The organism is Tabrizicola sp. YIM 78059 (assembly GCF_004959785.1).
GTDB classification, from domain to species: Bacteria; Pseudomonadota; Alphaproteobacteria; order Rhodobacterales; family Rhodobacteraceae; genus Tabrizicola; species Tabrizicola caldifontis.
Map to the genome: position 1 here is coordinate 394,325 of NZ_SJZH01000001.1, position 24,773 is coordinate 419,097.

At 64.7% G+C, this 24,773-nt stretch carries 22 protein-coding genes; 9 read left to right on the top strand and 13 right to left on the bottom strand.

Annotated elements, in window-relative coordinates; translation table 11 throughout:
• Window positions 1-15: 15 nt before the first annotated feature.
• The gene (locus EZM81_RS01840; protein ID WP_248298102.1) at window positions 16-2,127 is read left to right on the top strand and encodes an ATP-binding protein; all 2,112 of its coding nucleotides are present in this window, start codon (window positions 16-18) and stop codon (window positions 2,125-2,127) included.
• On the opposite strand, the gene hemB is transcribed toward EZM81_RS01840, so the two are convergent.
• Window positions 2,124-3,122 (bottom strand): porphobilinogen synthase, encoded by a 999-nt coding sequence (gene hemB / locus EZM81_RS01845; RefSeq protein WP_136644571.1) that lies wholly within the window; start codon window positions 3,120-3,122, stop codon window positions 2,124-2,126. The genes EZM81_RS01840 and hemB overlap by 4 nt on opposite strands.
• A gap of 128 nt (window positions 3,123-3,250) precedes the next feature.
• Between hemB and EZM81_RS01850 the strand changes: the two genes are divergently transcribed.
• The gene (locus EZM81_RS01850; RefSeq protein WP_346763301.1) at window positions 3,251-3,775 is read left to right on the top strand and encodes a component of SufBCD complex; all 525 of its coding nucleotides are present in this window, start codon (window positions 3,251-3,253) and stop codon (window positions 3,773-3,775) included.
• Window positions 3,776-3,785: 10 nt separating this feature from the next.
• A complete protein-coding gene (gene mfd / locus EZM81_RS01855) occupies window positions 3,786-7,250 on the top strand; it encodes a transcription-repair coupling factor (protein WP_136644572.1) in 3,465 nt (1,154 codons plus the stop codon).
• A 66-nt stretch (window positions 7,251-7,316) separates the two neighbouring features.
• On the opposite strand, the gene EZM81_RS01860 is transcribed toward mfd, so the two are convergent.
• Genes EZM81_RS01860 through EZM81_RS01870 form a run of 3 tightly spaced genes read right to left on the bottom strand, consistent with a single transcriptional unit; the run spans window position 7,317 to window position 10,689 of the window.
• Complete coding sequence (locus EZM81_RS01860) at window positions 7,317-8,540, bottom strand: multidrug effflux MFS transporter (RefSeq protein WP_169052278.1); 1,224 nt, start codon at window positions 8,538-8,540, stop codon at window positions 7,317-7,319.
• Window positions 8,537-9,190 (bottom strand): DsbA family oxidoreductase, encoded by a 654-nt coding sequence (locus tag EZM81_RS01865; RefSeq protein WP_136644573.1) that lies wholly within the window; start codon window positions 9,188-9,190, stop codon window positions 8,537-8,539. The genes EZM81_RS01860 and EZM81_RS01865 overlap by 4 nt, the downstream gene beginning before the upstream one ends.
• On the bottom strand, window positions 9,187-10,689 hold the full coding sequence (locus tag EZM81_RS01870) for a class I adenylate-forming enzyme family protein (protein WP_136644574.1): 1,503 nt from the start codon (window positions 10,687-10,689) through the stop codon (window positions 9,187-9,189). The genes EZM81_RS01865 and EZM81_RS01870 overlap by 4 nt, the downstream gene beginning before the upstream one ends.
• A gap of 64 nt (window positions 10,690-10,753) precedes the next feature.
• Between EZM81_RS01870 and EZM81_RS01875 the strand changes: the two genes are divergently transcribed.
• On the top strand, window positions 10,754-11,377 hold the full coding sequence (locus tag EZM81_RS01875) for a helix-turn-helix domain-containing protein (protein ID WP_135449126.1): 624 nt from the start codon (window positions 10,754-10,756) through the stop codon (window positions 11,375-11,377).
• A 43-nt stretch (window positions 11,378-11,420) separates the two neighbouring features.
• Here EZM81_RS01875 and EZM81_RS01880 read toward each other — a convergent pair whose 3' ends face one another.
• Complete coding sequence (locus EZM81_RS01880) at window positions 11,421-11,537, bottom strand: entericidin A/B family lipoprotein (RefSeq protein ID WP_135449125.1); 117 nt, start codon at window positions 11,535-11,537, stop codon at window positions 11,421-11,423.
• A gap of 28 nt (window positions 11,538-11,565) precedes the next feature.
• Window positions 11,566-13,386, bottom strand: a complete 1,821-nt coding sequence (locus tag EZM81_RS01885; protein WP_371685710.1) for an extracellular solute-binding protein — start codon at window positions 13,384-13,386, stop codon at window positions 11,566-11,568.
• A gap of 258 nt (window positions 13,387-13,644) precedes the next feature.
• On the opposite strand from EZM81_RS01885, the gene EZM81_RS01890 reads away from it, so the two are divergent.
• Window positions 13,645-14,418, top strand: a complete 774-nt coding sequence (locus EZM81_RS01890; RefSeq protein WP_136644575.1) for a 3-hydroxybutyrate dehydrogenase — start codon at window positions 13,645-13,647, stop codon at window positions 14,416-14,418.
• 57 nt (window positions 14,419-14,475) lie between these two features.
• Here EZM81_RS01890 and EZM81_RS01895 read toward each other — a convergent pair whose 3' ends face one another.
• The 3 genes from EZM81_RS01895 to EZM81_RS01905 form a co-directional block, all read right to left on the bottom strand.
• Complete coding sequence (locus EZM81_RS01895; RefSeq protein WP_248298103.1) at window positions 14,476-15,192, bottom strand: DUF502 domain-containing protein; 717 nt, start codon at window positions 15,190-15,192, stop codon at window positions 14,476-14,478.
• An 81-nt stretch (window positions 15,193-15,273) separates the two neighbouring features.
• On the bottom strand, window positions 15,274-16,188 hold the full coding sequence (locus tag EZM81_RS01900) for a pseudouridine-5'-phosphate glycosidase (RefSeq protein WP_135449122.1): 915 nt from the start codon (window positions 16,186-16,188) through the stop codon (window positions 15,274-15,276).
• Window positions 16,185-17,075 carry a PfkB family carbohydrate kinase gene (locus tag EZM81_RS01905; RefSeq protein ID WP_136644577.1) on the bottom strand — a complete coding sequence of 297 codons (891 nt, stop codon included), beginning with the start codon at window positions 17,073-17,075 and terminating at the stop codon, window positions 16,185-16,187. Before EZM81_RS01905 ends, EZM81_RS01900 begins: the two co-directional genes overlap by 4 nt.
• A 339-nt stretch (window positions 17,076-17,414) precedes the next feature.
• On the opposite strand from EZM81_RS01905, the gene rpsB reads away from it, so the two are divergent.
• Both rpsB and tsf read left to right on the top strand, forming a co-directional pair.
• Entirely contained in the window at window positions 17,415-18,173 is a 759-nt protein-coding gene (gene rpsB / locus EZM81_RS01910; protein ID WP_136644578.1) for a 30S ribosomal protein S2, read from the top strand.
• 72 nt (window positions 18,174-18,245) lie between these two features.
• A complete protein-coding gene (tsf, locus tag EZM81_RS01915; protein ID WP_135449120.1) occupies window positions 18,246-19,154 on the top strand; it encodes a translation elongation factor Ts in 909 nt (302 codons plus the stop codon).
• 256 nt (window positions 19,155-19,410) lie between these two features.
• Here tsf and EZM81_RS01920 read toward each other — a convergent pair whose 3' ends face one another.
• The 4 genes from EZM81_RS01920 to ndk form a co-directional block, all read right to left on the bottom strand.
• Window positions 19,411-20,196, bottom strand: coding sequence for a LuxR family transcriptional regulator (locus EZM81_RS01920; protein ID WP_136644579.1), 786 nt, complete (start codon window positions 20,194-20,196; stop codon window positions 19,411-19,413).
• Window positions 20,197-20,371: 175 nt separating this feature from the next.
• Window positions 20,372-21,040, bottom strand: a complete 669-nt coding sequence (gene gph, locus EZM81_RS01925; RefSeq protein WP_248298104.1) for a phosphoglycolate phosphatase — start codon at window positions 21,038-21,040, stop codon at window positions 20,372-20,374.
• The gene (gene rpe, locus EZM81_RS01930; RefSeq protein ID WP_135449118.1) at window positions 21,033-21,722 is read right to left on the bottom strand and encodes a ribulose-phosphate 3-epimerase; all 690 of its coding nucleotides are present in this window, start codon (window positions 21,720-21,722) and stop codon (window positions 21,033-21,035) included. The genes gph and rpe overlap by 8 nt, the downstream gene beginning before the upstream one ends.
• Before the next feature lie 173 nt (window positions 21,723-21,895).
• Window positions 21,896-22,318 (bottom strand): nucleoside-diphosphate kinase, encoded by a 423-nt coding sequence (ndk, locus tag EZM81_RS01935; protein ID WP_135449117.1) that lies wholly within the window; start codon window positions 22,316-22,318, stop codon window positions 21,896-21,898.
• A gap of 124 nt (window positions 22,319-22,442) precedes the next feature.
• Between ndk and EZM81_RS01940 the strand changes: the two genes are divergently transcribed.
• Together EZM81_RS01940 and EZM81_RS01945 are read left to right on the top strand one after the other, a co-directional pair.
• Window positions 22,443-24,290 carry an ABC-F family ATP-binding cassette domain-containing protein gene (locus EZM81_RS01940; RefSeq protein ID WP_136644580.1) on the top strand — a complete coding sequence of 616 codons (1,848 nt, stop codon included), beginning with the start codon at window positions 22,443-22,445 and terminating at the stop codon, window positions 24,288-24,290.
• Window positions 24,283-24,699: a DUF2267 domain-containing protein gene (locus EZM81_RS01945; protein ID WP_248298105.1), complete on the top strand. Its 417-nt coding sequence runs from the start codon at window positions 24,283-24,285 to the stop codon at window positions 24,697-24,699. The genes EZM81_RS01940 and EZM81_RS01945 overlap by 8 nt, the downstream gene beginning before the upstream one ends.
• Window positions 24,700-24,773: the final 74 nt, after the last annotated feature.

Genomic DNA, 24,773 nt, shown 5'->3' on the forward strand with positions numbered 1-24,773 from the left:
AACCTTTTGGCGGCCATGTTCACCTGGGAACAGTCGGGACGGATCGGTCGCGTGTCTGAAATGCTGCGCAGGGCTTATACGGGTCTTGACCGGGTTCCTTCGGCAGTGCTTCTTGCTCTTGCCGCCTTCGGGTCGGGCCTTCTGGCCCTGTGGATCACGACCACGGCAACTGTGGGCAACCCGGCGGGCGTAGCGGCTGCCACGGTACTGGCGCTTGTTGTTGTGCTGTGGGGGGTGTCGCATCTCCAAAAGCGCGACGGCCGGGCCCAGCATGCCGGCAGCTTTGCCCTTGTGGGGGCCGATGCGGCCGCGTGTTTCATGACCAATGCTGCCGGGCAGGTGATCTTCCAGAATGCGGCGGCCGAGGCCAGGTTTGGCAACAGCATCCGGTCCCTGACCGATGTCCTTGGCGGGCTGGTGCTGGCTCCGGGCCTTCTGTTGCTGGCCCTGTGCCGTGCGGCCGATCGCGATGGCGCAGCGCGGCGCGATCTGCCGATGCATGAGGGCGTTCTGCGCCTTTCCGTTCATCGTTCTGCGCCGGACCGCTATTTCTGGCGCATCGACGAATTCCGGCTTCCCGCCGCCGTTTCATCAGATCTGCCTTCATGCGACCAGCCGCCGAAGGATGCAGGCGGGGCGGACCTGGAGGAAGTGCCGGTTGCCCTGATGTCCTTCGGGTCAGATGGCGTCCTGCGGTCGGCCAACAGGGCGGCGCGCGACCTTCTGTGGCAGGGCGAGTTGCGCGCGGCGATGTTCCACGATGTCTTTGAAGGATTGGGCCGTCCTGTGTCGGACTGGCTGTCCGACGTGGCCTCTGGACGCTTGCAAGGCGGTGCAGAGGTGCTGCGCGTGCGTAATGCAAGGGAAGAAACCTTCCTTGAGGTGACCCTGCGCCGTTTCGTCGATGGCGGTCGGCCGGGTGCTCTTGCGGTGCTGAATGATGCCACCCGCCTGAAGACCTTGGAGGCGCAGTTCGCGCAAAGTCAGAAGATGCAGGCAATCGGCCAGCTTGCAGGCGGAATCGCGCATGATTTCAACAACCTGCTGACCGCCATTTCCGGCCACTGTGACCTGCTGCTGCTGCGCCACGGGCACGAGGATCCGGACTTCGCCGATCTGGAACAGATCCGTCAGAATGCCAACCGTGCTGCGGCGCTGGTCGGGCAGTTGCTGGGCTTTTCCCGCAAGCAGACGTTGAATCCGGAAAGGCTTGATCTTGAAGAGGTCTTGTCGGACCTGACGCATCTTCTGAAACGGCTGGTCGTGGAACGGGTGGATCTGAAGCTGTCCAGTCCGGCCGCCCTCCAAGGGCGGCCGCTGAAGCCGATTCGTGCTGATCGGCGGCAGCTGGAACAGGTATTGATCAATCTGGTGGTCAATGCCCGGGATGCCATGCCCCAGGGTGGAACCATCGAAATCGCGACCGAATCCATCACCTTGACAGAGCCGATGTGCCGCGATCGCGCCTCGGTTCCCGCCGGGGATTACACGGTGATCCGGGTGATCGACTCCGGGATTGGGATTGCCGATGAGAACCGCCAGAAGATCTTCGAACCCTTCTTCACCACCAAGCGCGCGGGCGAGGGCACGGGACTTGGCCTGTCGATGGTCTATGGCATCATCAAGCAGTCGGGTGGCTTCATCTTCGTCGATTCCAATCCGGGTGCAGGCAGCACCTTCTCGCTTTACTTCCCTGTATTCGCTGGCGAAATGACGCGGCCCTCGCCCATCGAGCCGCGTCGTGGCCCGTCGCGCCCTGGTGCCGGTGTCGTCCTTCTTGTTGAGGATGAGGCACCTGTGCGGGCCTTCGCCGTGCGTGCCCTGCGTCTGCGCGGGCACACCGTACTGGAGGCAGCAACCGGAGAAGAGGCATTGCATGCGCTGGACGACCCCGGCCTTGACGTCGACCTGTTCGTGACCGACGTGGTGATGCCGGGGCTCGACGGGCCGGCCTGGGTACGAAAGGCGTTGGAAAGGCGGCCGGGGGCAAAGGTGATCTTCATGTCGGGCTATGCCGAGGACGGATTGTCGGAAGACCAGTCACGCATTCCCAATTCGGTCTTCCTGCCCAAACCCTTTTCGCTGAACGACCTTGCGGAAACCGTGCAGGCCCAGCTTGCCCGCTAGCCGCGCAGACGGCGGGCGGCCTCTGGCGCGAAGTAGGTGAGGATACCGTCGCAGCCTGCGCGCTTGAAGGCGATCAGGCTTTCCAGCATCGCCTTTTCCCCGTCGATCCAGCCGTTTGCCGCGGCCCCCCGTATCATCGCGTATTCACCCGAGACCTGGTAGGCATAGGTCGGGGCGCCGAAAGCGTCCTTCACCCGGCGGCAGATGTCGAGATAGGGCATGCCGGGCTTGACCATGACCATGTCCGCCCCTTCGGAAAGGTCACGCGCCACAAGGCGCAGGGCCTCGTCGCTGTTGGCCGGATTCATCTGATAGGTCTTCTTGTCGCCCTTCAGGGCTCCCGTAGCGCCAACCGCGTCGCGGAATGGTCCGTAGAAGGCACTGGCATACTTTGCGGCATAGGACAGGATCGCCACGTCCTTGTGTCCGGCGGCCTCAAGGGCCTGACGCATCGCCCCGATCCGGCCGTCCATCATGTCGGACGGCCCCAGGATATCAGCGCCCGCTTCGGCCTGGACCAGCGCCATCCTGACCAGCGCATCGATGGTTTCGTCGTTGAGGATCACCCCGTCCGCGACCAGCCCGTCATGGCCATGGGCGTTGTAGGGATCAAGCGCCACATCGGTCATGACCGCAATTCCAGGAACCTGCGCCTTGATCGCGCGGATCGCGCGGTTCGCCAGATTGTCAGGGTTCCAGGCCTCGCGGCAATCGGCCGTCTTCTTCGCGGGATCGGTGTAGGGAAAAAGGCAGACCGCCGGAATGCCCAGGCCGGCCGCCATCGCGGCAGCCTCGACCACAAGATCAACCGAAAGCCTTTCAACCCCCGGCATCGAGGCAATGGGTTCGCGCAGCCCCGACCCATCGCGAACGAAGATCGGCCAGATCAGGTCCGACACCGTAAGCTGCACCTCCTGCGTCAGTGCGCGCAGCGCTTCGGTTCGGCGGGTCCGCCGGAACCGCGTCTGCGGAAAGGGCGCAAGGACAGGCTGCATGGGCTGGCTCCGTGAAGGTTGACGCAAGGAGGACTTGCGGCTTCCCGTTCTGCCTGCCATGGAAAAGGGCGCACCTCAAGTTATCTGTGCTTCCCAAACGGGCAGCCAGGGAAAGGACGATCCGAAAGGTGGACGTTATCGACAAGGCGTTCGAAGTGATCGACATGCGGTCCTTCTCGAACCTCTGGTACTGGATCGCTCTGGCTGTCATGTGGTCATCGGTCAACTACTGGGTGCTTGGCGTGCCATACGACATGATCCAGCGCGCCCGGCGCGAGGGCGGCAAGGCGCAATCCGATCTGGAAGACCTGGTGCGGATAAACACCGACCGGCTTCTTGCGCTGGTGGATCAGGGCGCGATGGTGCTGGTCGCCTTGGGAAGCTTCTGGCTAAGCGTGCTTGCCGTGTCTGGCTTCTACTACGATTTCGAATTCGCTCAGGCTGTCTTTCTGCTGATCTTTCCGCTGAGCCTGGTGGTCCTGCTCAGCATACGAGCAAGTCGGCGCATCCGGGCCGGTGCTGACACAGGCGAAGCGTTGTACCGCCGCCTGATCGTTCATCGGCTCTGGACACAGGTGATCGGCATGGTCTCGATACTCGTGACCGGCATGTATGGCACGTGGCAGAACCTCAGCATTTCGGTCCTGAACTGATCGGGTCGGCATGACAGCAGAACGCATCATCCTGGGCGGCGCGCCCGAAGGTTTTGACGCGCGGCTTGTGGCGAAGGAAATGGCGCGCGGGCGCCCGGTGATCCACATCGCCCGTGACGACAAGCGGGCCGAAGCTATGCGGGCGGCGCTGGCCGTGATGGCGCCAGAGGTCGCGGTGCTGGATTTCCCGGCCTGGGACTGCCTGCCCTATGACCGTGTCAGCCCCAACCCCGACATCAGCGCCCGCCGCATGGCCACGCTTTCGGTGCTGGCCGACGGGCTGAACGGCCCCTTCGTTCTGCTGACCACGCTGAATGCTGCGACCCAGAAGGTGCCCGCGCGTGACGTGGTGCGCGCTGCCTCGTTCCGGGCTGAAGTCGGGCAACGCGTCGATGAGGCACGGCTGAAGGGCTTCCTTGCACGGATGGGGTTTTCGCCTGTCTCGACCGTGGCGGAACCCGGCGACTATGCGTTGCGCGGAGGGATCATCGACATCTACCCGCCTGGGCCGGGCGGCCCGATCCGGCTGGATTTCTTCGGCGATGTGCTGGACGGCGCACGGCGGTTCGATGCCGCCACCCAGCGGACCGTCGAAAAGCTGAAGCGTGTCGAATTCGCCGCTGTGTCCGAGATCATCCTGGACGAGGCGGCTATCGCCCGGTTCCGCCAGAACTACCGCATCGCATTCGGCGCGGCGGGCACGGATGACCCGCTGTACGAAGCCGTCAGCGCGGGACGCAAGCACCAGGGGATGGAGCACTGGTTGCCCTTCTTCCACGAGCGGCTGGAGACGCTGTTCGACTATCTGCCCGAAGCCAGCGTGATGCTGGACGACCAGGTGACACCCGCGCGTCTGGCTCGCTGGGAGGCGATCGACGACAGCTATGATGCGCGCCACGAGGCGATGAGTGCCAAGGGGCGCATCGACACGGTCTACAAGCCTGTGCCGCCCGGGGAACTGTATCTTGACGACGCCGCATGGCAGTCAGCATTGGCCGGGCACCGCCTGGTGCAGCTTTCGCCGTTGCCCCAGGCGCCAGGGCCTGGCGTGCTGGATGCGGGCGCCCGGGCCGGGCGGAACTTTGCACCCGAACGTCAGCAGGAAAACGTAAACCTTTTCGGCGCACTGGCCGATCACATCGGCGCGCTTTCGAAAGAGGCCCAGGTCGTCGTCGCCAGCTGGTCCGAGGGCGCGCGAGAGCGGCTGAAGGGTCTTCTGGCCGACCATGGCCTGACCGGGGCACGGGAAATTGCCGATTTCCGCGAGGTGCCGGAAGGCAAGGGCGGGCTTTTTCTTGTCGTTTGGCCGCTGGAAGCCGGCTTCGTGGCGCCGGGCCTTGCGGTGATCTCGGAACAGGATGTGCTGGGCGACCGGATGGTGGGAAAACCCCGCCGCAGGCGCAAGGCCGACAACTTCCTGCGCGAGGTCGATACCCTGTCGCCCGGCGATCTGGTGGTGCATGTCGAACATGGGGTGGGTCGCTATCTGGGGATCGAGACGATCACCGCGCTTGGCGCGCCCCATGCCTGTGTTGCACTGGAATATGCCGACAATGCAAAGCTTTACCTTCCGGTCGAGAATATCGAACTTCTCAGCCGCTACGGCCATGAGGAAGGGCTGCTGGACCGTCTGGGCGGTGGGGCATGGCAGGCGAAGAAGGCAAGGCTAAAGGAACGGATCAAGGAAATTGCCGACCGCCTGATGCGGGTGGCGGCGGAACGCGCGCTGCGCCATGCCCCGATCCTGGAGGCGCCGCACTCGCTGTGGGAGGCCTTCGCTGCCCGCTTCCCCTATCAGGAAACCGACGACCAGCTTGCCGCGATCGCGGATGTGGTGGCCGACCTGGAAAAGGGCAGCCCGATGGACCGGCTGATTGTTGGCGATGTCGGCTTCGGCAAGACAGAGGTTGCGATGCGCGCGGCCTTCATCGCCGCGCTTTCGGGGATGCAGGTCGCCGTGGTCTGTCCGACGACGCTGTTGGCGCGACAGCACTACCGCAGCTTTGCCGAGCGGTTCCGGGGTTTTCCGATAACAGTCAAACCCTTGTCGCGCTTTGTTTCAGCAAGGGACGCCAATGCGACCCGCGCCGCCATGGCCGACGGATCGGTAGATATCGTCGTCGGGACCCATGCGCTCTTGGCAAAGGGGGTGACGTTCAAGAAACTCGGGCTGCTGATCATCGACGAGGAACAGCATTTCGGCGTTGCCCACAAGGAACGCCTGAAGGAGATGCGGTCGGAAGTGCATGTGCTTACGCTGACTGCCACACCGATTCCGCGCACGCTGCAACTGTCGCTGACCGGGGTGCGGGATCTCTCGATCATCGCGACACCGCCGGTGGACCGGCTTGCGATCCGCACCTATGTTTCGGAATTTGACACGATAACCATTCGCGAGGCACTCTTGCGCGAAAGGTTCCGGGGCGGGCAGTCCTTCTATGTCGTGCCCCGGATTTCAGACCTGAACGAGGTCGAGGACTTCCTAAAGACCCATGTCCCCGAGGTAAGCTACGTCATCGCCCATGGTCAGCTGGCGGCAGGCGAGCTGGATGACCGCATGAACCAGTTCTACGATGGCAAGTATGACGTGCTGCTGGCGACAACCATTGTTGAAAGCGGTCTGGATATACCCCGTGCAAACACGATGATTGTTCACAGGGCGGACATGTTCGGTCTGGCCCAGCTGTATCAGATCCGGGGCCGGGTTGGGCGGTCAAAGACGCGGGCCTATTGCTATCTGACAACCAAGCCGCGCGCGCCGCTGACACCTCAGGCGGTGAAGCGGTTGCGCCTGCTGGGCAGCCTTGACAGCCTTGGTGCTGGCTTCAACCTGGCCAGCCACGACCTTGACCTGCGCGGGGCGGGGAACCTTCTGGGCGAGGAGCAGTCCGGCCACATCAAGGAAGTGGGATACGAACTCTACCAGCAGATGCTGGAAGAGACGATCGCCAGGATCAAGTCAGGTGAATTGCAAGGTTTGTCCACGATTTCCGATGACTGGAGCCCGCAGTTGAACCTTGGTGTTCCCGTCATGATCCCCGAGGACTACATCCCGGATCTCGACATCCGGCTGGGGCTTTACCGACGGCTGTCGTCGCTGACGACAAAGGTGGAACTGGAGGGCTTCGCGGCCGAACTGATCGACCGGTTCGGCCCCCTGCCGAAAGAGGTGAACACGCTGATGCTCATCGTGCGCATCAAGGCGATGTGCAAGCGGGCAGGGATCGCAAGGCTGGATGTGGGACCGAAGGGCGCAACGATCCAGTTCCACAACGACAAGTTCGCCAATCCCGCCGGTCTGGTCGATTTCCTGAAGGCCCAGGGGCCGGCGGCAAAAGTGAACGGCAATCGTATCGTGCTGACGGGCGAGATGAAGTCGGAGGCAGACCGCATCAAGGGTGCCTTCGCAATAGCCCGCGATCTGGCCGAGGTGGTCAGGGCGGGAAAGGCGGAAAAGGTCGGAAAGGCGGGATAACTAACCCGCTTGCCGACGACTTCGTGCATCTGTCCGGCAAGGACGTGCGCACCACCCCAGACGGCTCTAGTCCCGCGGCTCGCCCAGGGTTGCCAGTGACAGGGCCAGCGCCAGGCCGATCAGCACCGCCACGCCCCACAGCAGCGGCATCACCGTGCCGTCGAAGGCCAGTCCGACCGGGATTGCCAGCAGGACCGAGCCCACGGTTGCCAGCGACAGGATGACCGATGCCGCAAGACCCGCAATATGGCCCACGGGTTCCATGGCCAGCGCGTTAAGGTTGCCCATTGTCAGGCCCATCATCGCGAACAACCCGATGCACCACACCAGATGCACGACAAAGGCCGTATTCCCCGTGACCAGCCCCGTACCCAGCAGCCCCAGCGTAACCAGCGTCAGGCCGATCTGGGCGGCGTAGGTGCCCCGCACCACGCGGCGCATGCCCAACGTCATCACAATTCGGCTGTTCAGCAGGCTGCCCGACATCGAGGCCACCGCGATCACCGCGAACCAGAGCGGGAAGCTGTCGGCGCGGCCGTGGACAGTTTCGAAGATCGGCTGGATCGAGGACAGCGTGGCGAACAGCGCGCCCAGGGTCAGGGTCTGCAACACGGTCGAGACGATCACGACCGGATGCCGGGCTAGCTCGATCGTGGCGCGGGCAAGGTCGCCCAGATGCAGGCTGCGCCGGCTGTCTTCGGGCAGCGTCTCGGGTTGGCGCAGGCCAAGCCACAGCATGGTCAGACCGGAAAAGGCGACATAGGCCAGAAAGATCGCGTGCCAGTCGGCCAGCGCGATGATGCCCTGGCCCATGAGCGGCGCGATGGCAGGGACGATGGTGAAAATCATCATCGCGAAGGACATGATCCGCGCCATCTCGCGCCCGTGGAACAGGTCGCGGATCATGGCGACCGACACGGTTCGCGGCGCCGCCGCGCCGATCCCCTGCACCAGGCGCGCGATCAACAGGGTTTCCAGTGTGGGCGCGACATAACAGGCCAGGGCCGCCAGCGCGTAGACGCCCGAGCCTGCCATGATCACGCGTTTGCGCCCGAACCGGTCGGACAGCGGCCCCGCGACGAAGGTGCCAAGCCCCATGCCAAGGACAAAGCTGGTGACCACCAGCTGCGCGGCATTCGGCGCCGATGGGGTCAGCGTCGCGGCGATATCGGGCAGGGCCGGCAACACCGCGTCAATGGATATGGCAATGGTGGCAAAAAGCATCGCCATCAGTGCGACAAATTCGGTCTGGCCGAGTCTATGGGTCGGGGCCTGGGCCTTGTCAGTCACTGGGCTTGCTCGCGATCGGCAAGTTCGGCGATGACCTGTGCCCAAAGTCCGGGCGGCTGGGCTCCGGTCACCACATAGGTCTGGGCGACAAGGAAAGTGGGCACCGAACTGACCCCCTTTGCCCGCGCATCGGCATCGCGGGCGGCGATGTCGTCGGCATCGGCGTCGGATTGCAGCAGCCGCAGCGTGGCTGCCGGATCCATGCCCGCCTCGCCCGCAATGGCCGCCAGGGTTTCCATTTCGCCGATATCGCGGCCTTCTTCCCAATAGGCGCGCATCAAGCGGCTGACGACTTCGGACTGGCACCCCTCGATTCCGGCCCAGTGGATCAGGCGATGGGCGTTCAGCGTGTTGGGTATCCGCTGCGGCCTGTCGGGATCAAGCGTCACGCCGGCGGAGCGGGCGACCTCGCGCAGGCGTTCGTGGACTGCGTCCACGCGCTCCTTCCCGCCGAACCGGGCCTCAAGCCAGGCGCGCTTCGGCACCCCTTCGGCCGGCATGTCTGGGTTGAGCTGGAACGGGTGCCATTGGACGCTGAAAGGATGGTCGGGATGGTCGGCGAGCGCCCGGTCGAGATTGGCCTTGCCGACAAGGCACCAGGGGCAGACCGGATCCAGAAAGATGTCAAGGCGGACGGGCTGGCGGATCATGTGGCGGGCCTTGCGTAAAGCGGGCCGAGGGCCCGGCGGATGACCTTGCCGGTCGCAGTGCGGGGCAGGGCAGGGATGTGCTGGTAGTGACGCGGTTGCTTCCAGCGGGCAAGTGCGCTTTCCGCGCGCCGGCGCAGAAGCGCGTCGCCGATTTCGCACGGGGCTTCGTAGAAAAGGGCGATGATCTTCGTGCCGGGTGCGGGTTCGACCTCGGTCGCAGCGCAGGCCAGAAGGCCCGGAAGGCCCTCGAAGGCCGCCTCTACCTCGACAGGCGAGACACGGAAGCCCCCCGCGTTCAGCAGGTCGTCCTTGCGGCCCAGGTGGGTTACGGCGCCGTCAGCCGCCATGATGGCCATGTCACCGGTGCGGAACCAGGGGCCTTGCGGGGCGGGTGCCCCCAGGTAACCGCGCATCAGGCCGGGATCGGTAGTGGCGACGGCAAGTTCGCCCTGGGCGCCGCGTGTGACGGGTTGGCCGTCCTCGCCCAGCAGCGCGACGTGGCGGCCGGGCTGGACATATCCCACGCTGCCGGGCAGCGCCGGGCGGGCGGGAGAGCCGGACAGATAGGTCGAGATTTCGGTCATCCCGAGCGCCTCGTGCACCCGGGTGCCGGTCGCATCTTCCCAGGCCGCGCGAGTGGCCGGTGGCAGACCCTCGCCCGCCGATAACGCGTGGCGCATCCGGGGCAGGGCAGGGATGGGCGCGCGCAGCATCTGGCGAAATACGCCGGGCGCAGCGGCAAAGATCGTGGCCGCGCCACGGGCCAGCAGGGTGGGCAAGGCGGCAGGCGGCGTGCCGGGTGCGGGGATCAGCGCAGTGGCGCCAACCGTCCAGGGGTCTAGCAGCCCGGTGCCCAGCGTGTAGGTCCAGTTCATTGCCCCGGCGTGCAGCAGCCGATCTTCGGGGGTCAGCCCCTCCCATCCCTGGTGCATCGGCTGCCGTGCCAGGATTGCGCGATGGGCGTGGCTGACCGCGGCAGGCCTGCCCGAAGTGCCAGAGGTGAAGATCACATAAGCCTCGGTCTCCGGGTCGGCGGCGACAGGGGGCAGGGGCGGCATTGCCTCCCACAGGGCGAGGTCGGGTGCGATGGTGGCGATTTCCCCCTGGGGCAGGGCGATTCCGGGCTCGGCCACGATCAGGCGGGGCCCGACAAGGCCGGCAAGTCGCGTGATCTCGGCCACCGTCAGCGCGGCAGAGGTGGGGACGGGGACCAGGCCTGCCGCGATGGCCCCGAGAAAGACGATGGGAAAGGCGGGGCCGTTCCCCAGTCGCATCAGGATGCGGTCGCCGGGGGCGAGGCCAAGGGTGAAGAGATGGCGCGCGCAACCCAGGACGAGGGCCTGAAGTCGGGCGTAGGTCAGGGTCTCGTCCCGGTCGGAATGCAGGATCACCAGCGCAGGTTTTTCATCGGGCGCCCTGGCGCGGCCCAGTACATGCGCCGTAAGGTTCATCGCGGGTGGCACAGGCGGATGCGGGCGGGTGTCGATGACTGAAAGCATGGCCAAGGGGTGGCATTGCCGCAGCGCAGTTGCAAGGCCGGTGCCTGTGGACTATCGGAGAACCATGCAACCGACCGATCCAAAGACCATGATCCGTGTCGCCCGCGAAGCCGGGGGCGAGGTGCATGTGGAACCGGTAAACCTGGGCGAAAGGGTGCGCGAGCTGCGCCGGTCAAAGGGCTGGACGCTGGAAGAGGCGGCAACGCGCGCGGGCCTGGCGCGGTCCACCCTGTCCAAGATCGAGAACGGCCAGATGAGCCCGACTTACGAGGCGCTGAAGAAGCTGGCGCAGGGGTTGTCGATCGGTGTGCCGCAGCTTTTCACGCCGCCATCCAAGGCGCAGGTCATGGGGCGGATGGCGGTAACCAAGGCGGCCGAGGGCCAGAGCCAGGCAACCGCCACCTACGAGCACGAGCTTCTGGCCGCCAGCCTGACGAAGAAGCAGATGCTGCCCTACCGCGCCACGATCCGGGCGCGGGCCTTCGAGGAATTCGACGGCTGGGTCCGCCACGACGGTGAGGAATTCCTCTATGTCCTGACCGGCGTGGTGCGGCTTTATACCGAATTTTACGAACCCGTCGACCTGCGCCGGGGCGACAGCGCCTATTACGATGCGGCTATGGGCCACAACGTGATCAGTCTGTCGGAAGAGGATGCAACGATCCTCTGGGTCACGTCCCTCGTCTGAGACAGTGGTGCAGGCACCCGGGAGTGGACCCTCTCCCGGGCCGTCAGAACATGCTCTGGACCTTGCGTGCGCCGGCCGAGACATCCTCGCCCACGCCGGCGACCGTGTTGCAGCCGGCCAACGCCAGCAGAGTTGCGGTCAGGATCAGGAATTTCTGCATCGTTCTGCCTCGTATCGTTGCCCGTGGGTCATTCCTCATACCACCACAGGGCGGGAAGATAGGAGTAGCCCCAGTCGCCGTAAAGCTGCACCCGTTCAGGCTGCTTCAGTTCCTTGCGGTGGACGATCAGGTTGCGGTCGGCATACCAGAAGGGCACCACATAGCGCCCGGCAGTCAGCAGCCGGTCCAGCGCCTGGGCGGCGGCCGCGGCCTCTTCCTGGCTGCGGGCGGACAGAATCGCGCCGATCACCGCGTCGATGGCGGGCGACTTCACCCCCATCCAGTTGCGCGAGCCCTCGGTATCGGCCGCCTCCGATGACCAGTAGAGGTTCTGTTCGTTGCCCGGTGACAGCGACATGGTGCGGATCATGTAGGTCATGTCGAAGTCGAAGGTGTCGGTGCGCGTCTTCATCTGCGCGCTGTCCAGCATGGAAACCGTGGCGGTAACGCCGATGTCCTTCAGCGCCTCGACATAGATCGCGGCGATGCTGGCAGCCTCGTCCTGGCCGATGGTCAGCAGGATTTCGAAGGTGAAGGGCCGGCCGGCGGCGTTCTTCAGAAGGCCGTCGTCGGCGATGGTCCATCCGGCCTCTTCCAGAAGCGCCAGCGCGCGGCGCAGGCCGGCGCGGTTGCGTTCGGTTCCGTCACTGGCCGGCAGGGCGTAGCCTTCGATCGTGCCGGGCAGAAGATCGGCGCGGAATGGTTCAAGCAGTTCAAGCACCCGTCCTTCGGCCGGGGCGCCGGGAACCATCGCGAACGGGCTGTTCGAGAAGTAGGAGGTGATCCTTGGCGCGGCGCTGCCGGTGATCGTGCGGTTGATGAAGTCGAAGTTGAACATCTCGATCATCGCCTCGCGCACGCGCCAGTCGGCAAACTGCGGTCGGCGCGTATTCATGACGAAACCGATGATCCCCGAGGGCCGGTCGTGCGGCACCTCGAGCTTCACCATCTCTCCGCTGGTGATGGCCGGAAAGTCGTAGCGGCTGGCCCAGCGGGCAAGGTTGTCCTCGCGATAGGCAGTGATCGCGCCGGATTTGACCGATTCGAAGACCGCGACAGGGTTGGCGAAATAGTCGAAGCGGATCGTATCAAAGTTCCACTGGCCGCGGTTTATGGGCAGATCCTTTCCCCACCAGTCGGGGTTGCGCCGGAAGGTGATCTGCACGCCGGGATCGACGCGATCGACGACATATGGCCCCGACCCGGTCAGCCGGTCCAGCGTCGTTGCCTCGAAATCCTTGCCGTCGAAATCCGCCTTCTTCAGGATCGGACGAAGGCCTAGGATCAGCGGAAGTTCGCGGTCTTCGGTGTTGAAGGTGAAGCGCACCGTGCGCGGGCCGGTCGCTTCTGCGCTTGCGACCTTCTTCCATGCACCATGATATCGCGGATGGCCCAGCGTGCCCAGCGTCTCGTAAGACCAGAGCACGTCCTCGACAGTCACAGGGCTGCCGTCGGCGAATCGCGCCTCTTCACGCAAGGTAAATTCCACGTAGGTCCGGGCATCGTCAGTCTCGACCGATTCGGCCAGAAGGCCGTACAGGGTAAAGGGTTCGTCGAAGCTTCGCGCCATCAGCGTCTCGAATGTCAGGGGCGCGACACCCTCGGCCGGGCTGCCCGCGGTAATGAAGGGGTTCAGCGTGTCGAAGCTGCCGTTCACCGCCATGGTGATCTGACCGCCCTTGGGAGCATCAGGGTTGGCTTGGGGCAGGGACACAAAATCCGGGGGAAGTGCGGGGTCGCCATACATAGCTATGCCATGCATCGGTTCGGCACGCGCCAGTGTCGCGCTTGCGGCAAGGGCCAGCGGCAGGGCAAGACGGATCACGGCAGCGGCTAGGTGGCGCAACATTCTGGGGTCCCTGTTCATAGGTCGTTCCGGTCGCCGAGCCTAAGCATGTCCGTCAGCCAATTCAAACTTTTAGCTTGGCCATCGGCAAAGAGACGACTATAAGGAAGTTACTGCTCGATAGGTTTCTTGCCTGTATGAAACCTGCCTCAAAGACTTGACGCCGGCCTCGCGCCGGCGTTTTTTTTGTGCGCAATGACTGGCGCCGTCCGCCGCAATCGCCGTATGCTTTTTCGCAGATGCAGCACGGGAGAGCGCGATATGACGCTGAAGGGCAAGCGGGCCATCGTCACCGGATCGAATTCGGGAATCGGTCTGGGTGTGGCAGAATCGTTGGCGGCGGCTGGGGCCGACGTGGTTCTGAACAGCTTCACCGACCGCGCCGAGGACCATGAGCTTGCCAGCGATCTGGGCGCCCGGCACGGTGTGACGGCGCGTTACATCGCGGCCGACATGTCAAAGGGGGCCGAATGCCGGGCCCTGGTTGAAAAGGCCGGTGGGTGCGACATCCTGGTGAACAACGCCGGGATCCAGTTCGTCAGCCCGATCGAGGAGTTCCCGGTCGAAAAATGGGATGCGATCCTGGCGATCAACCTCAGTTCCGCCTTTCATGCCACCGCCGCTGCCCTGCCGGGGATGAAAGAACGGGGGTGGGGCCGGATCGTGAACATTGCCAGTGCCCACGGTCTGACCGCCAGCCCCTTCAAGTCGGCCTATGTCGCCGCCAAGCACGGTGTCGTCGGACTGACCAAAACCGTTGCGCTGGAGGTTGCCGGCCAAGGCATCACCTGCAACGCGATCTGCCCCGGCTATGTACTGACGCCCCTGGTCGAGGCGCAGATCCCGGAACAGATGAAGGTCCACAGGATGGACCGCGAAACGGTGATCCGTGAGGTCATGCTGCAACGCCAGCCCTCGCGCCAGTTCGCCACGGTCGAACAGATTGGTGGTACGGCTGTCTTTCTGTGCAGCCCGGCGGCGGATCAGATCACCGGAACGACGATTTCCGTCGATGGCGGCTGGACGGCGTTGTAAGGCGCCTCCCGGTCGCGCAGGCGGTTTCCTTGCCCACGGCAAAGCAAAGATCGGGGCCTAGCGCGGCGCAGACCTGCCGGGGGTTTCAGGCTTGGCCGCCGCTTCCCTGGGCATGGGATAGACCAGCCCGCCCGAAACGATCAGCTTGGCGGCGTCGTCCACGCCCATGTCCATCACGACCAGATCCTTCGTCGGCACGAAAAGCAGCATCCCGCTGGTAAAGGGCGTCAGGCCAACGAACACGGCCGACATGTCGGGTCCGAGCGCCGCGAGCCGCGCGGCCAGTTCGCCCTTTGGCCGGGTTGACAGGAACCCCAGCGCCCAGCTGCCGGGGCGGGGAAATTCGACCAGAACGACCTTGTCGAAGCTTTGTTCCTTCTTGTTGAAGAAGGTCTCGGCCACCTGTTTCAGGGCGCCGTAGATCGACCGGACTATCGGCATCCGGTTAACCAGATCTTCACCCTTTCGGATGATCGACCGGCCCAGAAGGCCCTTGGCCAGCCAGCCCACCAGAATCGTGCCGATCAGGAAGACCAGTACCCCCATGCCCCGCACGGGAAATTCGTAATCCGGTCCGAACCAGTCGCGGATCAGTACGTCCGGCTGATAGGCGGCGGGAATAAGCGGCAGGATCCATCCGTCGATCCAGCCGATCGCGGCCCAGACGACATAGATCGTCAGCCCCACGGGCAGGACGACGACAAGACCGGTCAGGAAGCTGGCACGCAGGCTGGCCAGAAAGCCGCGGCGGGTCGGTTGCGACGGTTCGTTCACGATGTCAGGCCCCCAGTAGGCGGCACATTAGGGTCAGCCGGGCGCCTCCCGCAACGGGGCCGGGCCTTTCACACGAGAATTTCAGTCTTGCCGGTCCAGATGGGCGGCGATGGCTGCTGCCAGCCGGGCGTTCGACAGGACCAGCGCGATATTGGCCGCGAGCGACCGGCCGGCCGTGCGTTCAAAAAGGCGTTGCAACAGGAAAGGGGTCACGGCCTTCGCGGCGATCCCATCGCGCGCGGCCTCGGCCAGCGCAGCCTCGATATGCGGCAGGATCTCAGAGCGCGGGATCTCGGCCTCGGCCGGGATCGGATTGGCAACCAGTTGGCCACCCGGCAGGCCAAGCCGGACGCGCATGCGGTGGGCGGCGGCGATCTCGGCGGGGCTATCCATGCGCAGCGGTGCTTTCAGACCCGAAGAACGCGACCAGAAGGCTGGAAAGTCGTCCTGGCCCACGGCGATGACCGGCACGCCCATGGTTTCCAGGTATTCCAGCGTCTTAGGCAGGTCCAGGATCGCCTTCGCCCCGGCGGCGACCACCGTGACCGGGGTTTCAGCCAGCTCTCTCAGGTCGGCCGAAATGTCAAAGGTAGTTTCCGCCCCCCGATGCACGCCGCCTATGCCGCCAGTTGCAAAGACCTTGATACCTGCCAGATGCGCACAGATCATCGTCGCGGCCACCGTGGTGGCCCCGATGCCTCCCGAGGCGAGGCAGGCCGCCAGATCGGCCCGGGAAAGCTTTGCCACGTCCCGGGCCTGGCCCAGGGCGTCGAGCTGTGCCTCGGTCAGGCCGATGTGGATTTGCCGGTCCATGATCGCGATGGTGGCAGGCGTGGCGCCATGGGCGCGAACCTCGGCCTCCACCTGTCTGGCCGTTTCCACATTCCGCGGGAATGGCATGCCGTGAGTTATTATTGTGCTTTCAAGGGCTACAACCGGGGCTCCGGCCTTTCGGGCCTGCGCCACTTCGGGCGAATAGGTAAGCGGCAGGGTCATGAACCGATATCTCCCGATACATAGGATGCTGCGGCCCGCAGCGCCTGTTCCAGGGCGTCTGCACGCGAGGCGCCGCGCCGTTCGGCCACCAGATGCGCGGCCATGAACGTATCGCCCGCACCGGTGACACGTGTCACCTGCACCTGCGGCGGGGCGGATGCGATGACACCTTTGCCGCGGCGCCCGTCCGCGGCAGGCGCGCTGCCATCTGTCACCAGAACGCGCTCTGCGCCGCAGGCAAGCAGGGCCTCGGCGGCCTCGGGTGCGGTGGCTGCATCGCTGCGCGCCAGGATGTTCGCCTCTTCCAGGTTGACGTAGAGCGTGGCCGAGGGATGGGCCAGCAGGGGCAGCAGACGGCCGGCCTTGCCGGGCGAGGCAGGCGCCACACGCAGGTCGGCGGCCGATAAGAGAGGAGAGGCCGCAATCGCGGCAAGCAGCGCCTCGGTAAGATTGCCATCAAGGGCGATCGGCCCACCCCACGGCGCGGCAGCAGTGCCGAGGCGCCCGTCCGACAGCGGGCGCAGGATCCTGTCGCCCGCAGCCTCCAGCGAACGGGCGTCAGCTATGGCCGCGATCAGGCCATTCGCACCCTCGACGGCCATGTAGCGGTCAGTCGGCAGATCATCCGGCCGGTAGACATGGTCCGTCACCAGCCCCAGTCGGTCGCAGGCGGCAAGCAGTTCGTCGCCCTCGGCATCGCGACCAATGGCTGTCAACAGGGCAGGGGTCATGCCGAAGCGACGCAGGGTCATCGCGATGTTCATGGCCACACCCCCGGGCAGGCGGCTGATGCGTCCGGGCATGTCCGAACCCAGCCGCATCGACGTGGACGAGCGACCGATGATGTCCCACAGGACCGAACCGATGCAGAGGATTTCGGGCATCATTGTGCCTTGATTGCTGAAAGCCCCGACCGGCGCAAGCCCGACCGGGGGCAGGCGCAACGCACCCGTGCGTCTGGACATTCGTGGCTAGCGGCAAGGCCCGTCTCGGGTCATGCCCTGCAACCGCCTGTCGAAAGGCGACGACTGCACGAGGCCGTCGGGGGAGGTTGCGAGAGGATGGGCGAAACAGGGCCTTGATGCCCTCACAGCTTCCGTCTATACGCGCGGCACTTCACAGGGTTGGTGCGGGCCTTGGCGGGGAGAAATCCCGTCAGGTCCACCGGTTGGGGCAATAGCCCTGAAATCACTGGCCCGAGGCGCGAAACCGGAAAGGAAAAGGACATGGCGCTCCCCGAGTTCACCATGCGTCAGCTGCTTGAGGCTGGCGTTCACTACGGCCACCAGACCGCCCGCTGGAACCCCAGGATGGCGGAATACATCTATGGCGACCGCAACGGCATTCACATCATCGACCTGACCCAGACCGTTCCGATGCTGGAACAGGCCCTCAAGGTCGTGCGCGACACCGTGGCCAAGGGCGGCCGCATCCTGTTCGTCGGCACGAAGCGTCAGGCCCAGAAGCCGATCGCCGAAGCCGCCGAGAAATGCGCGCAGTATTACATGAACCACCGCTGGCTAGGCGGCACGCTGACCAACTGGAAGACCGTCTCGCAGTCGATCCAGCGCCTGAAGCACCTGGACGAGGTGCTGGGCGCGGGTGGCGAGGGCCTGACCAAGAAGGAACGCCTTGGGATGGAGCGTGACCAGGCCAAGCTGCAGGCCAGCCTGGGCGGCATCCGCGAGATGGGCGGCATTCCGGACCTTCTGTTCATCATCGACGTGGGCAAGGAAGACCTCGCCGTCCAGGAAGCGCAAAAGCTGGGCATCCCGGTGGTGGCGGTGGTCGATACCAACTGCTCGCCCAAGGGCGTTGACTATGTGATCCCCGGCAACGACGACGCGGCGCGCGCCATCGCGCTGTATTGCGACCTCGTGGCCCGCGCCGCGCTTGATGGCATGTCGGCCCAGATGGGCGCGGCCGGTGTCGACCTGGGCGCTCTGGAAGCTGCCCCCGAGGAACAGGCGGTCGCCGAGGCCTGAGCCCCGGACTGTCACCGAATTTTCACCCGGCGGGCCTATCCCGCCGGGCCATCGATTCCAAGGAGAGAGACAATGACTGTCACCGCTCAGATGGTGAAGGAACTGCGCGAATCGACCGGCGCGGGGATGATGGATGCCAAGAAGGCCCTGACCGAAACCAACGGCGACATGGAAGCTGCCGTTGACTGGCTGCGCACCAAGGGCCTGGCCAAGGCCGCCAAGAAGGCCGACCGGGTCGCTGCCGAGGGCCTGATCGGCGTCGCCGTCACCGATGGCCGCGGCGTGGCGATCGAGATCAACTCGGAGACCGACTTCGTCGCCAAGAACGAGGACTTCCAGGCGCTGGTCCGCGACGTGGCGAACGTGGCGCTGACCACCGGCGACTCGATCGAGGTCGTGAAGGCCGCCCATCTGAACGGCAAGACGGTCGAAACCGTCATCCAGGAAGCCATTGCCCGCATCGGCGAGAACATGACCTTCCGCCGGATGCATGTGCTGGAAGGCGACACCGTGGTGTCCTATGTACACAATGCTGCCGCTCCTGGCATGGGCAAGATCGGCGTGCTGGTCGCGCTGAAGGGTGACAAGGCCAAGGCGGAAGAGATCGGCAAGCAGTTCGCGATGCACATCGCGGCAACCGCGCCGCTGTCGCTGTCGGAAGCCACGCTCGATCCGGCCGTGCTGGAACGCGAGCTGGCCGTGCAGACCGCCAAGGCCCTGGAAGAGAACGCAGCTTCGGCCAAACCCAAGCCCGAGCAGGTGATCCACCAGAACATCATCCCGGGCCGGATGAAGAAGTTCCTGGCCGAGAACACGCTGCTTGGCCAGGCGTTCGTGATCAACCCTGACCTGACGGTGGCCCAAGCGGCCAAGGAAGCCGGGGTCGAGATCACCGGCTACGCGCGCGTCGCGGTGGGCGAAGGCGTCGAGAAGAAGCAGGAAGACTTTGCCGCCGAAGTGGCAAAGGCCCTGCAAGGCTGATTGCCCGGACGAACGGGGAAGGGGCCGGAGCCGCGAGGTGCCGGCCCCTTTGCTTTTCGGCGCCCCGAAAATGCAAACGGCGCAGCCCCGGGGAGAGCCGCGCCGTCAGGTTCGTCCCGGGACCCTGGGGATGAGGACACGATGGAACGAACCGGGTTCCCGCCGCACCAGAAACGGACCGGGGAACCTTGCGTCGTATTCGGCGGACCATACATCTGACCTTGGGTAAGGACAGTATGGGAAACCTTACCTGGCCTTATCGCGCTGCGCGGGCCGCGTCGGGCAGTCGTTGGAAGATCATGTTCAGCAATGCGCCCTTGGCCACCGCCTGCGCCGTGGTTTCGACGGACAACGCCTCTCTGGCAAGCCGCAGGTGCTTTTCGACCATGGCAGGACTGACGCCCATGAGAAGCGCCACGTCCTGCGTGGTCTTGCCGTCGGCAACCCATTCCAGAGCTTCACGCTGGCGCGGGCTTAGCGCCCGGTGGCGGGAAAGATGGGGCAGGTGGACAATCGTCAGATGCATCATGTTGGCGACAGCCAGGATCTCTTCGCGTCTTTCGGCAAAGATGCGGTCCACATCCTGGTGGGTCAGGCCGGGGTCGGCAATCATGCCCATTGCGCCCTTCGACCGTGCCGAAACCTCGGGGAAACTGACCGAGATCCCGGCAGTGACACCCATGGCCAGGTTCTGCCGCACGGCCTCGGCTTCTTCTGCGGAAAGGTGTCCGGCTTCGAACGCCTCCTTCACCCATGTCCAGGTGCAGGCGCCCGAATTGCATTCGGCCCAGCGAAAGACGGGGGTCTTTGCATAGAATCCACCGCGGAAATAGCGGTTCACATAGTCAGAGTCGCAGGTGGACAGAAACAGCGCATCGTCCGGATCGCCGATCGTCTTCAGATGGCGGAACCGCGTGAAGCCGTAGTTCACGCGCCGAAAGCCCAGGCTGGCAAAATGTGCGGTCGCCAGCGCCCAGGCTTCATCAATGCTCTGCGCGGCAGCGATGCGGTTCAAGAGAGGCAAAATCGAATGATCTGTCATGGCAATCTTCCCTGTCGCCAGCGCAGCCCTGCGGAGAGGTGGTCTCAGCCTCTGGGCACACCCCGGCAATGCGCGAGTGATACGGAACGCAAGCCGGGCTGTCGAGACTTCGCATGGCGAAATGCCGGCGATGCCGCGACAAGACGGAACTTTTCATCGACACCGGGGCGGGAAATCAAAGCCTTGGTGTCAGATGTGTCACAAGACGGGGCAGGGCATCATGATGATCGAAGATGATCCGCGCCCCAAGCGACTCGGCCGAAGCCTTGCGATAGCCGCCCGTGAACAGCGCCAGCGGAACGTCTGCTGCGTGGGCGGTTTCGGCATCTACCTCGCTGTCGCCAACGAACAGCGCCCGGCGTGCGCCCGTTGCCGCGATGGCGGCCCGCAGCGGGGCAGGATGTGGCTTGCGTTCGGCCAGACTGTCTCCGCCGATGAGAGCCCGGAACAGCTGATCAATTCCGAAATGGCGCAGTGCGGCGCGTGCAGGTGCCTGTGGCTTGTTGGTGCAGATAGCCAGGGGATAGCCGCGATCATGCAGATCGGTCAGCATCTCTGCCACAGATGGGTAAAGCGAAGTCATTGCAAAGGCTTCTTCGTAAATACTCAGAAACTCCGAAACCATTGCCGCATGCAGGTCACCGCTATCCGTCATCCCTCGGCTGGCAAGAAGGCGGCTGACCAGCACGCCAACGCCGTTTCCGATGAAGCCCCGGACCACGTCGAAGGGGAAGGGCTCCATGCCCCGGGCGCCGAACACCTTGTTGGCCGCGCAATGGATATCGGGCGCGCTGTCGATCAGCGTGCCGTCCAGATCGAATATCAAGGCAGGCAGATCAGTCACGCGCTGCCTCGGCCGCTGCCCGGATTGCGCGGATGTTGGCGCCATAGGCGGCCGGGGCGTCAGCAGAGCCACCCTTGAACACCGCCGAACCGGCCACCAGCACATCGGCGCCAGCGGCTGCAACCAAGGGCGCCGTCTTTTCGGTGATGCCACCGTCAACCTCGATGTGCACCGGGCGGTCGCCGATCAGGGCGCGCAGGCGTTCCACCTTGGCCACCTGGCTGGCGATGAAGCCCTGACCGCCGAAGCCAGGGTTGACCGTCATGACACAAATCAGATCCACAATGTCAAGAAGATCGGACACCGCCTCGACCGAGGTGCCGGGGTTCAGGGCAACGCCGGCCTTTTTTCCAAGTGCACGAATGGCTTGCAAGGTGCGGTGAATGTGCGGTCCGGCCTCGAGATGTGCGGTGATGATGTCGGCACCGGCCTGAGCGAAGGCATCCAGCCACGGATCCACCGGCGAGATCATCAGATGCACGTCCATCACGCCTTTTATGTGCGGCCGAAGTGCAGCACACATCGCCGGTCCGAACGTCAGGTTCGGCACGAAATGGCCGTCCATGACATCGACATGAACCCAGTCGGCACCCTGTGCCTCGACCGCGCGACATTCCGCGCCGAAGTTGGCAAAATCCGCAGCCAGGATAGAGGGGGCGATCTTGATGGAACGATCGAACATGGCTCAGGCTCCTGTGGTGGTGTGGCGCGTCATATCCCGGGGAGCACCGGCTTGCCAGAGCCCTTTCCATTACATAATACTGATTATGCGATAATCGGATTTGCGCTTACTCCCTGCTCCAAACAGAAACGGCCCGGTCACTTCAACCGGGCCGCTTCGATATTGCGTTTCGATCAGCCGACCAGTTCGAGGCCCGAGAAGAAGAACGCAATCTCGCGCGCGGCCGACGCTTCGCTGTCCGAGCCGTGCACCGAGTTCTCACCCTTCGACAGCGCGAATTCCTTGCGGATCGTGCCGTCGGCGGCCTGGGCCGGATCGGTCGCTCCCATGACTTCGCGGTTCTTCAGGATGGCGTTCTCGCCCTCCAGCACCTGCACCACGACCGGCTCCGACGCCATGAAGGCGCAAAGCTCGCCGTAGAACGGGCGCTCCTTGTGTTCAGCGTAGAATTGGCCGGCCTGGGCGGGCGTCAGGTGGATGCGCTTAGATGCGATGACGCGCAGGCCGGCTTCCTCGAACTTGGCAATGATCTTGCCGGTAAGGTTGCGCTTGGTCGCGTCGGGCTTGATGATCGACAGGGTGCGTTCAATGGCCATCGGGCTCTCCATGGGGTTGCGGCGCGCACGCCGGAATGGGACGGGCGGCTGCTACCACGGCCTGCCCGGCTTGAAAAGGTGCCGCAGCATTGACGGCAGGGCGCGCTTAGGGCACTTCGCCTGCATGCTGAAGATCGAGGACATCACCTACAGCGTCGAGGGCCGCCCCTTGTTCGAGGGCGCGACCGCGACCATACCGACCGGCCACAAGGTGGGCCTTGTCGGCCGCAACGGCGCGGGCAAGACCACGCTCTTTCGGCTGATCCGGGGAGAGCTTACGCTGGAAGGCGGCACGATCACCCTCCCCCAGCGTGCCCGCATCGGCGGCGTCGCGCAGGAAGTGCCGTCCTCGGACACCTCGCTGGTGGATACGGTGCTGGCCGCCGATACCGAACGCGCGGCATTGATGGCCGAGGCCGAGACCGCCACCGATCCGCACCGGATTGCCGAGATCCAGGCCCGGCTTTCTGACATCGACGCCTGGTCGGCCGAAGCGCGGGCTTCCAGCATTCTCCGGGGCTTGGGCTTCGATGCTGACAAACAGCGCATGCCCTGTTCCGCGTTCTCGGGGGGGTGGCGAATGCGGGTGGCGCTGGCGGGCGTGCTGTTTGCCCGGCCCGACTATCTGCTTCTGGACGAGCCGACCAACTATCTCGACCTCGAAGGCGCGCTCTGGCTGGAAAGCTATCTTCAGAAATACCCCCACACCGTCCTCATCATCAGCCACGACCGTGGCCTTCTGAACCGCGCTGTGCAGGGCATCCTGCATCTTGACAGCCGCAAGCTCACCTACTGGCAAGGCGGCTACGACCAATTCGCACGCCAGATGGCCGAGCGCCGCGCCGTGTTGCAGGCCGAGGCGAAGAAGGTCGAAGCGCGGCGTGCCCATCTGCAAAGCTTCGTCGATCGCTTCAAGGCCAAGGCCACGAAGGCCGCACAGGCGCAGTCGCGCGTCAAGATGCTGGAAAAGCTGACCCCCGTCACGCCGCCGGAAGAGGCGAAGAAGGTCGCCTTCAGCTTCCCTGCCCCCGAGGAGCTCGCGCCGCCGATCATCAATCTGGACGGGGCAGCGGTGGGCTATGGTGGCCCCCCGGTCCTGCGCCGGCTGAACCTGCGCATCGACCAGGACGACCGTATCGCGCTCCTTGGGCGGAATGGCGAAGGAAAGTCTACACTTTCCAAGCTTCTGGCGGGTAAACTTCAACCGTCCGAGGGCAGGATCGCCCGCTCGTCAAAGCTGCGGATTGGCTATTTCGCCCAACATCAAGTTGACGAGCTGCATCTCGACGAGACGCCCCTACAGCACGTTATGCGCCTGCGCCCGGACGAGGGGCAGGCCCGCCTGCGCGCGCGGCTGGCGGGCTTCGGGTTGATGGCGGACCAGGCGGAAACGGTAGTGGGTCGTCTGTCGGGCGGGCAGAAGGCGCGACTGTCGCTGCTTCTGGCCACCATCGACGCGCCGCATCTTCTGATCCTCGACGAACCCACCAACCACCTCGACATCGAAAGCCGCGAGGCACTGGTCGAGGCGTTGACCGAATATCCGGGTGCGGTGATCCTGGTGAGCCACGACATGCATCTCCTCAGCCTCGTGGCTGACCGGCTCTGGCTGGTCAAGGATGGTACCGTGACGCCCTATACCGAGGATCTGGAAGCCTACCGCCGCCAGCTTCTGGCGGGTGATGACGAGGTGAAAACCGCGCCGAAACCCACGGAAAAAACAAGGAAAACCAGTCGTGATGAGATCCTTGCCCTGAAGGCAGAGGTCCGCAAGTGCGAGGAGCGGCTGGAAAAGCTGAGCGCGATGCGCGACAAGCTTTCGGCCAAGCTTGCCGACCCCGCGCTTTACGAGGACGCGCGCAAGGGCGAACTGGCCACCTGGAACGCGAAATATGCCGAGGTGATGCAGGCGCTCGACAAGGCCGAGGCGCTGTGGCTTGCCGCGCAGGAACGGCTGGAGGCGGTTGTCTGAGACGCCGATACCCTGGAGCTACCGCCAGGCAACGCGCGAATGGCAGGCCTTTCTTGCCCACGCGCGCCAGGCGATGGATCTCGAGACCGACAACCTTGCCTACACCGCCGTCCGGGGCGTCTTGCCGGCCTTCCGGCGACGGCTGACCGCGCAGCAGGCCATCGACCTCGCCCAGGTCCTGCCCAGCGACCTGCGTGCGCTTTTCGTCGCCGACTGGCAGATCGAGCCGCCCGTCCTGCCCGGCACCCGCGCGGACTGGACGACCGAGGCGATGGCCTTGCGCCCGCACCACAGCCTGACGCCGCCGAATTGCGTCGAGGCGACGGCCTATGCGCTGCGCAGATCCATCCTGCGCGCGGAGCTGGGGCGGGTGCTGGCCACCCCGCCCCCCTTCGCCGCCGAATTCTGATCGACCCCCGGCATCGACCCGGCGACCCTCGGCCAGGGCATCTTCTGAGGTTCCGCTTCCCAAAGCGCGGGTTG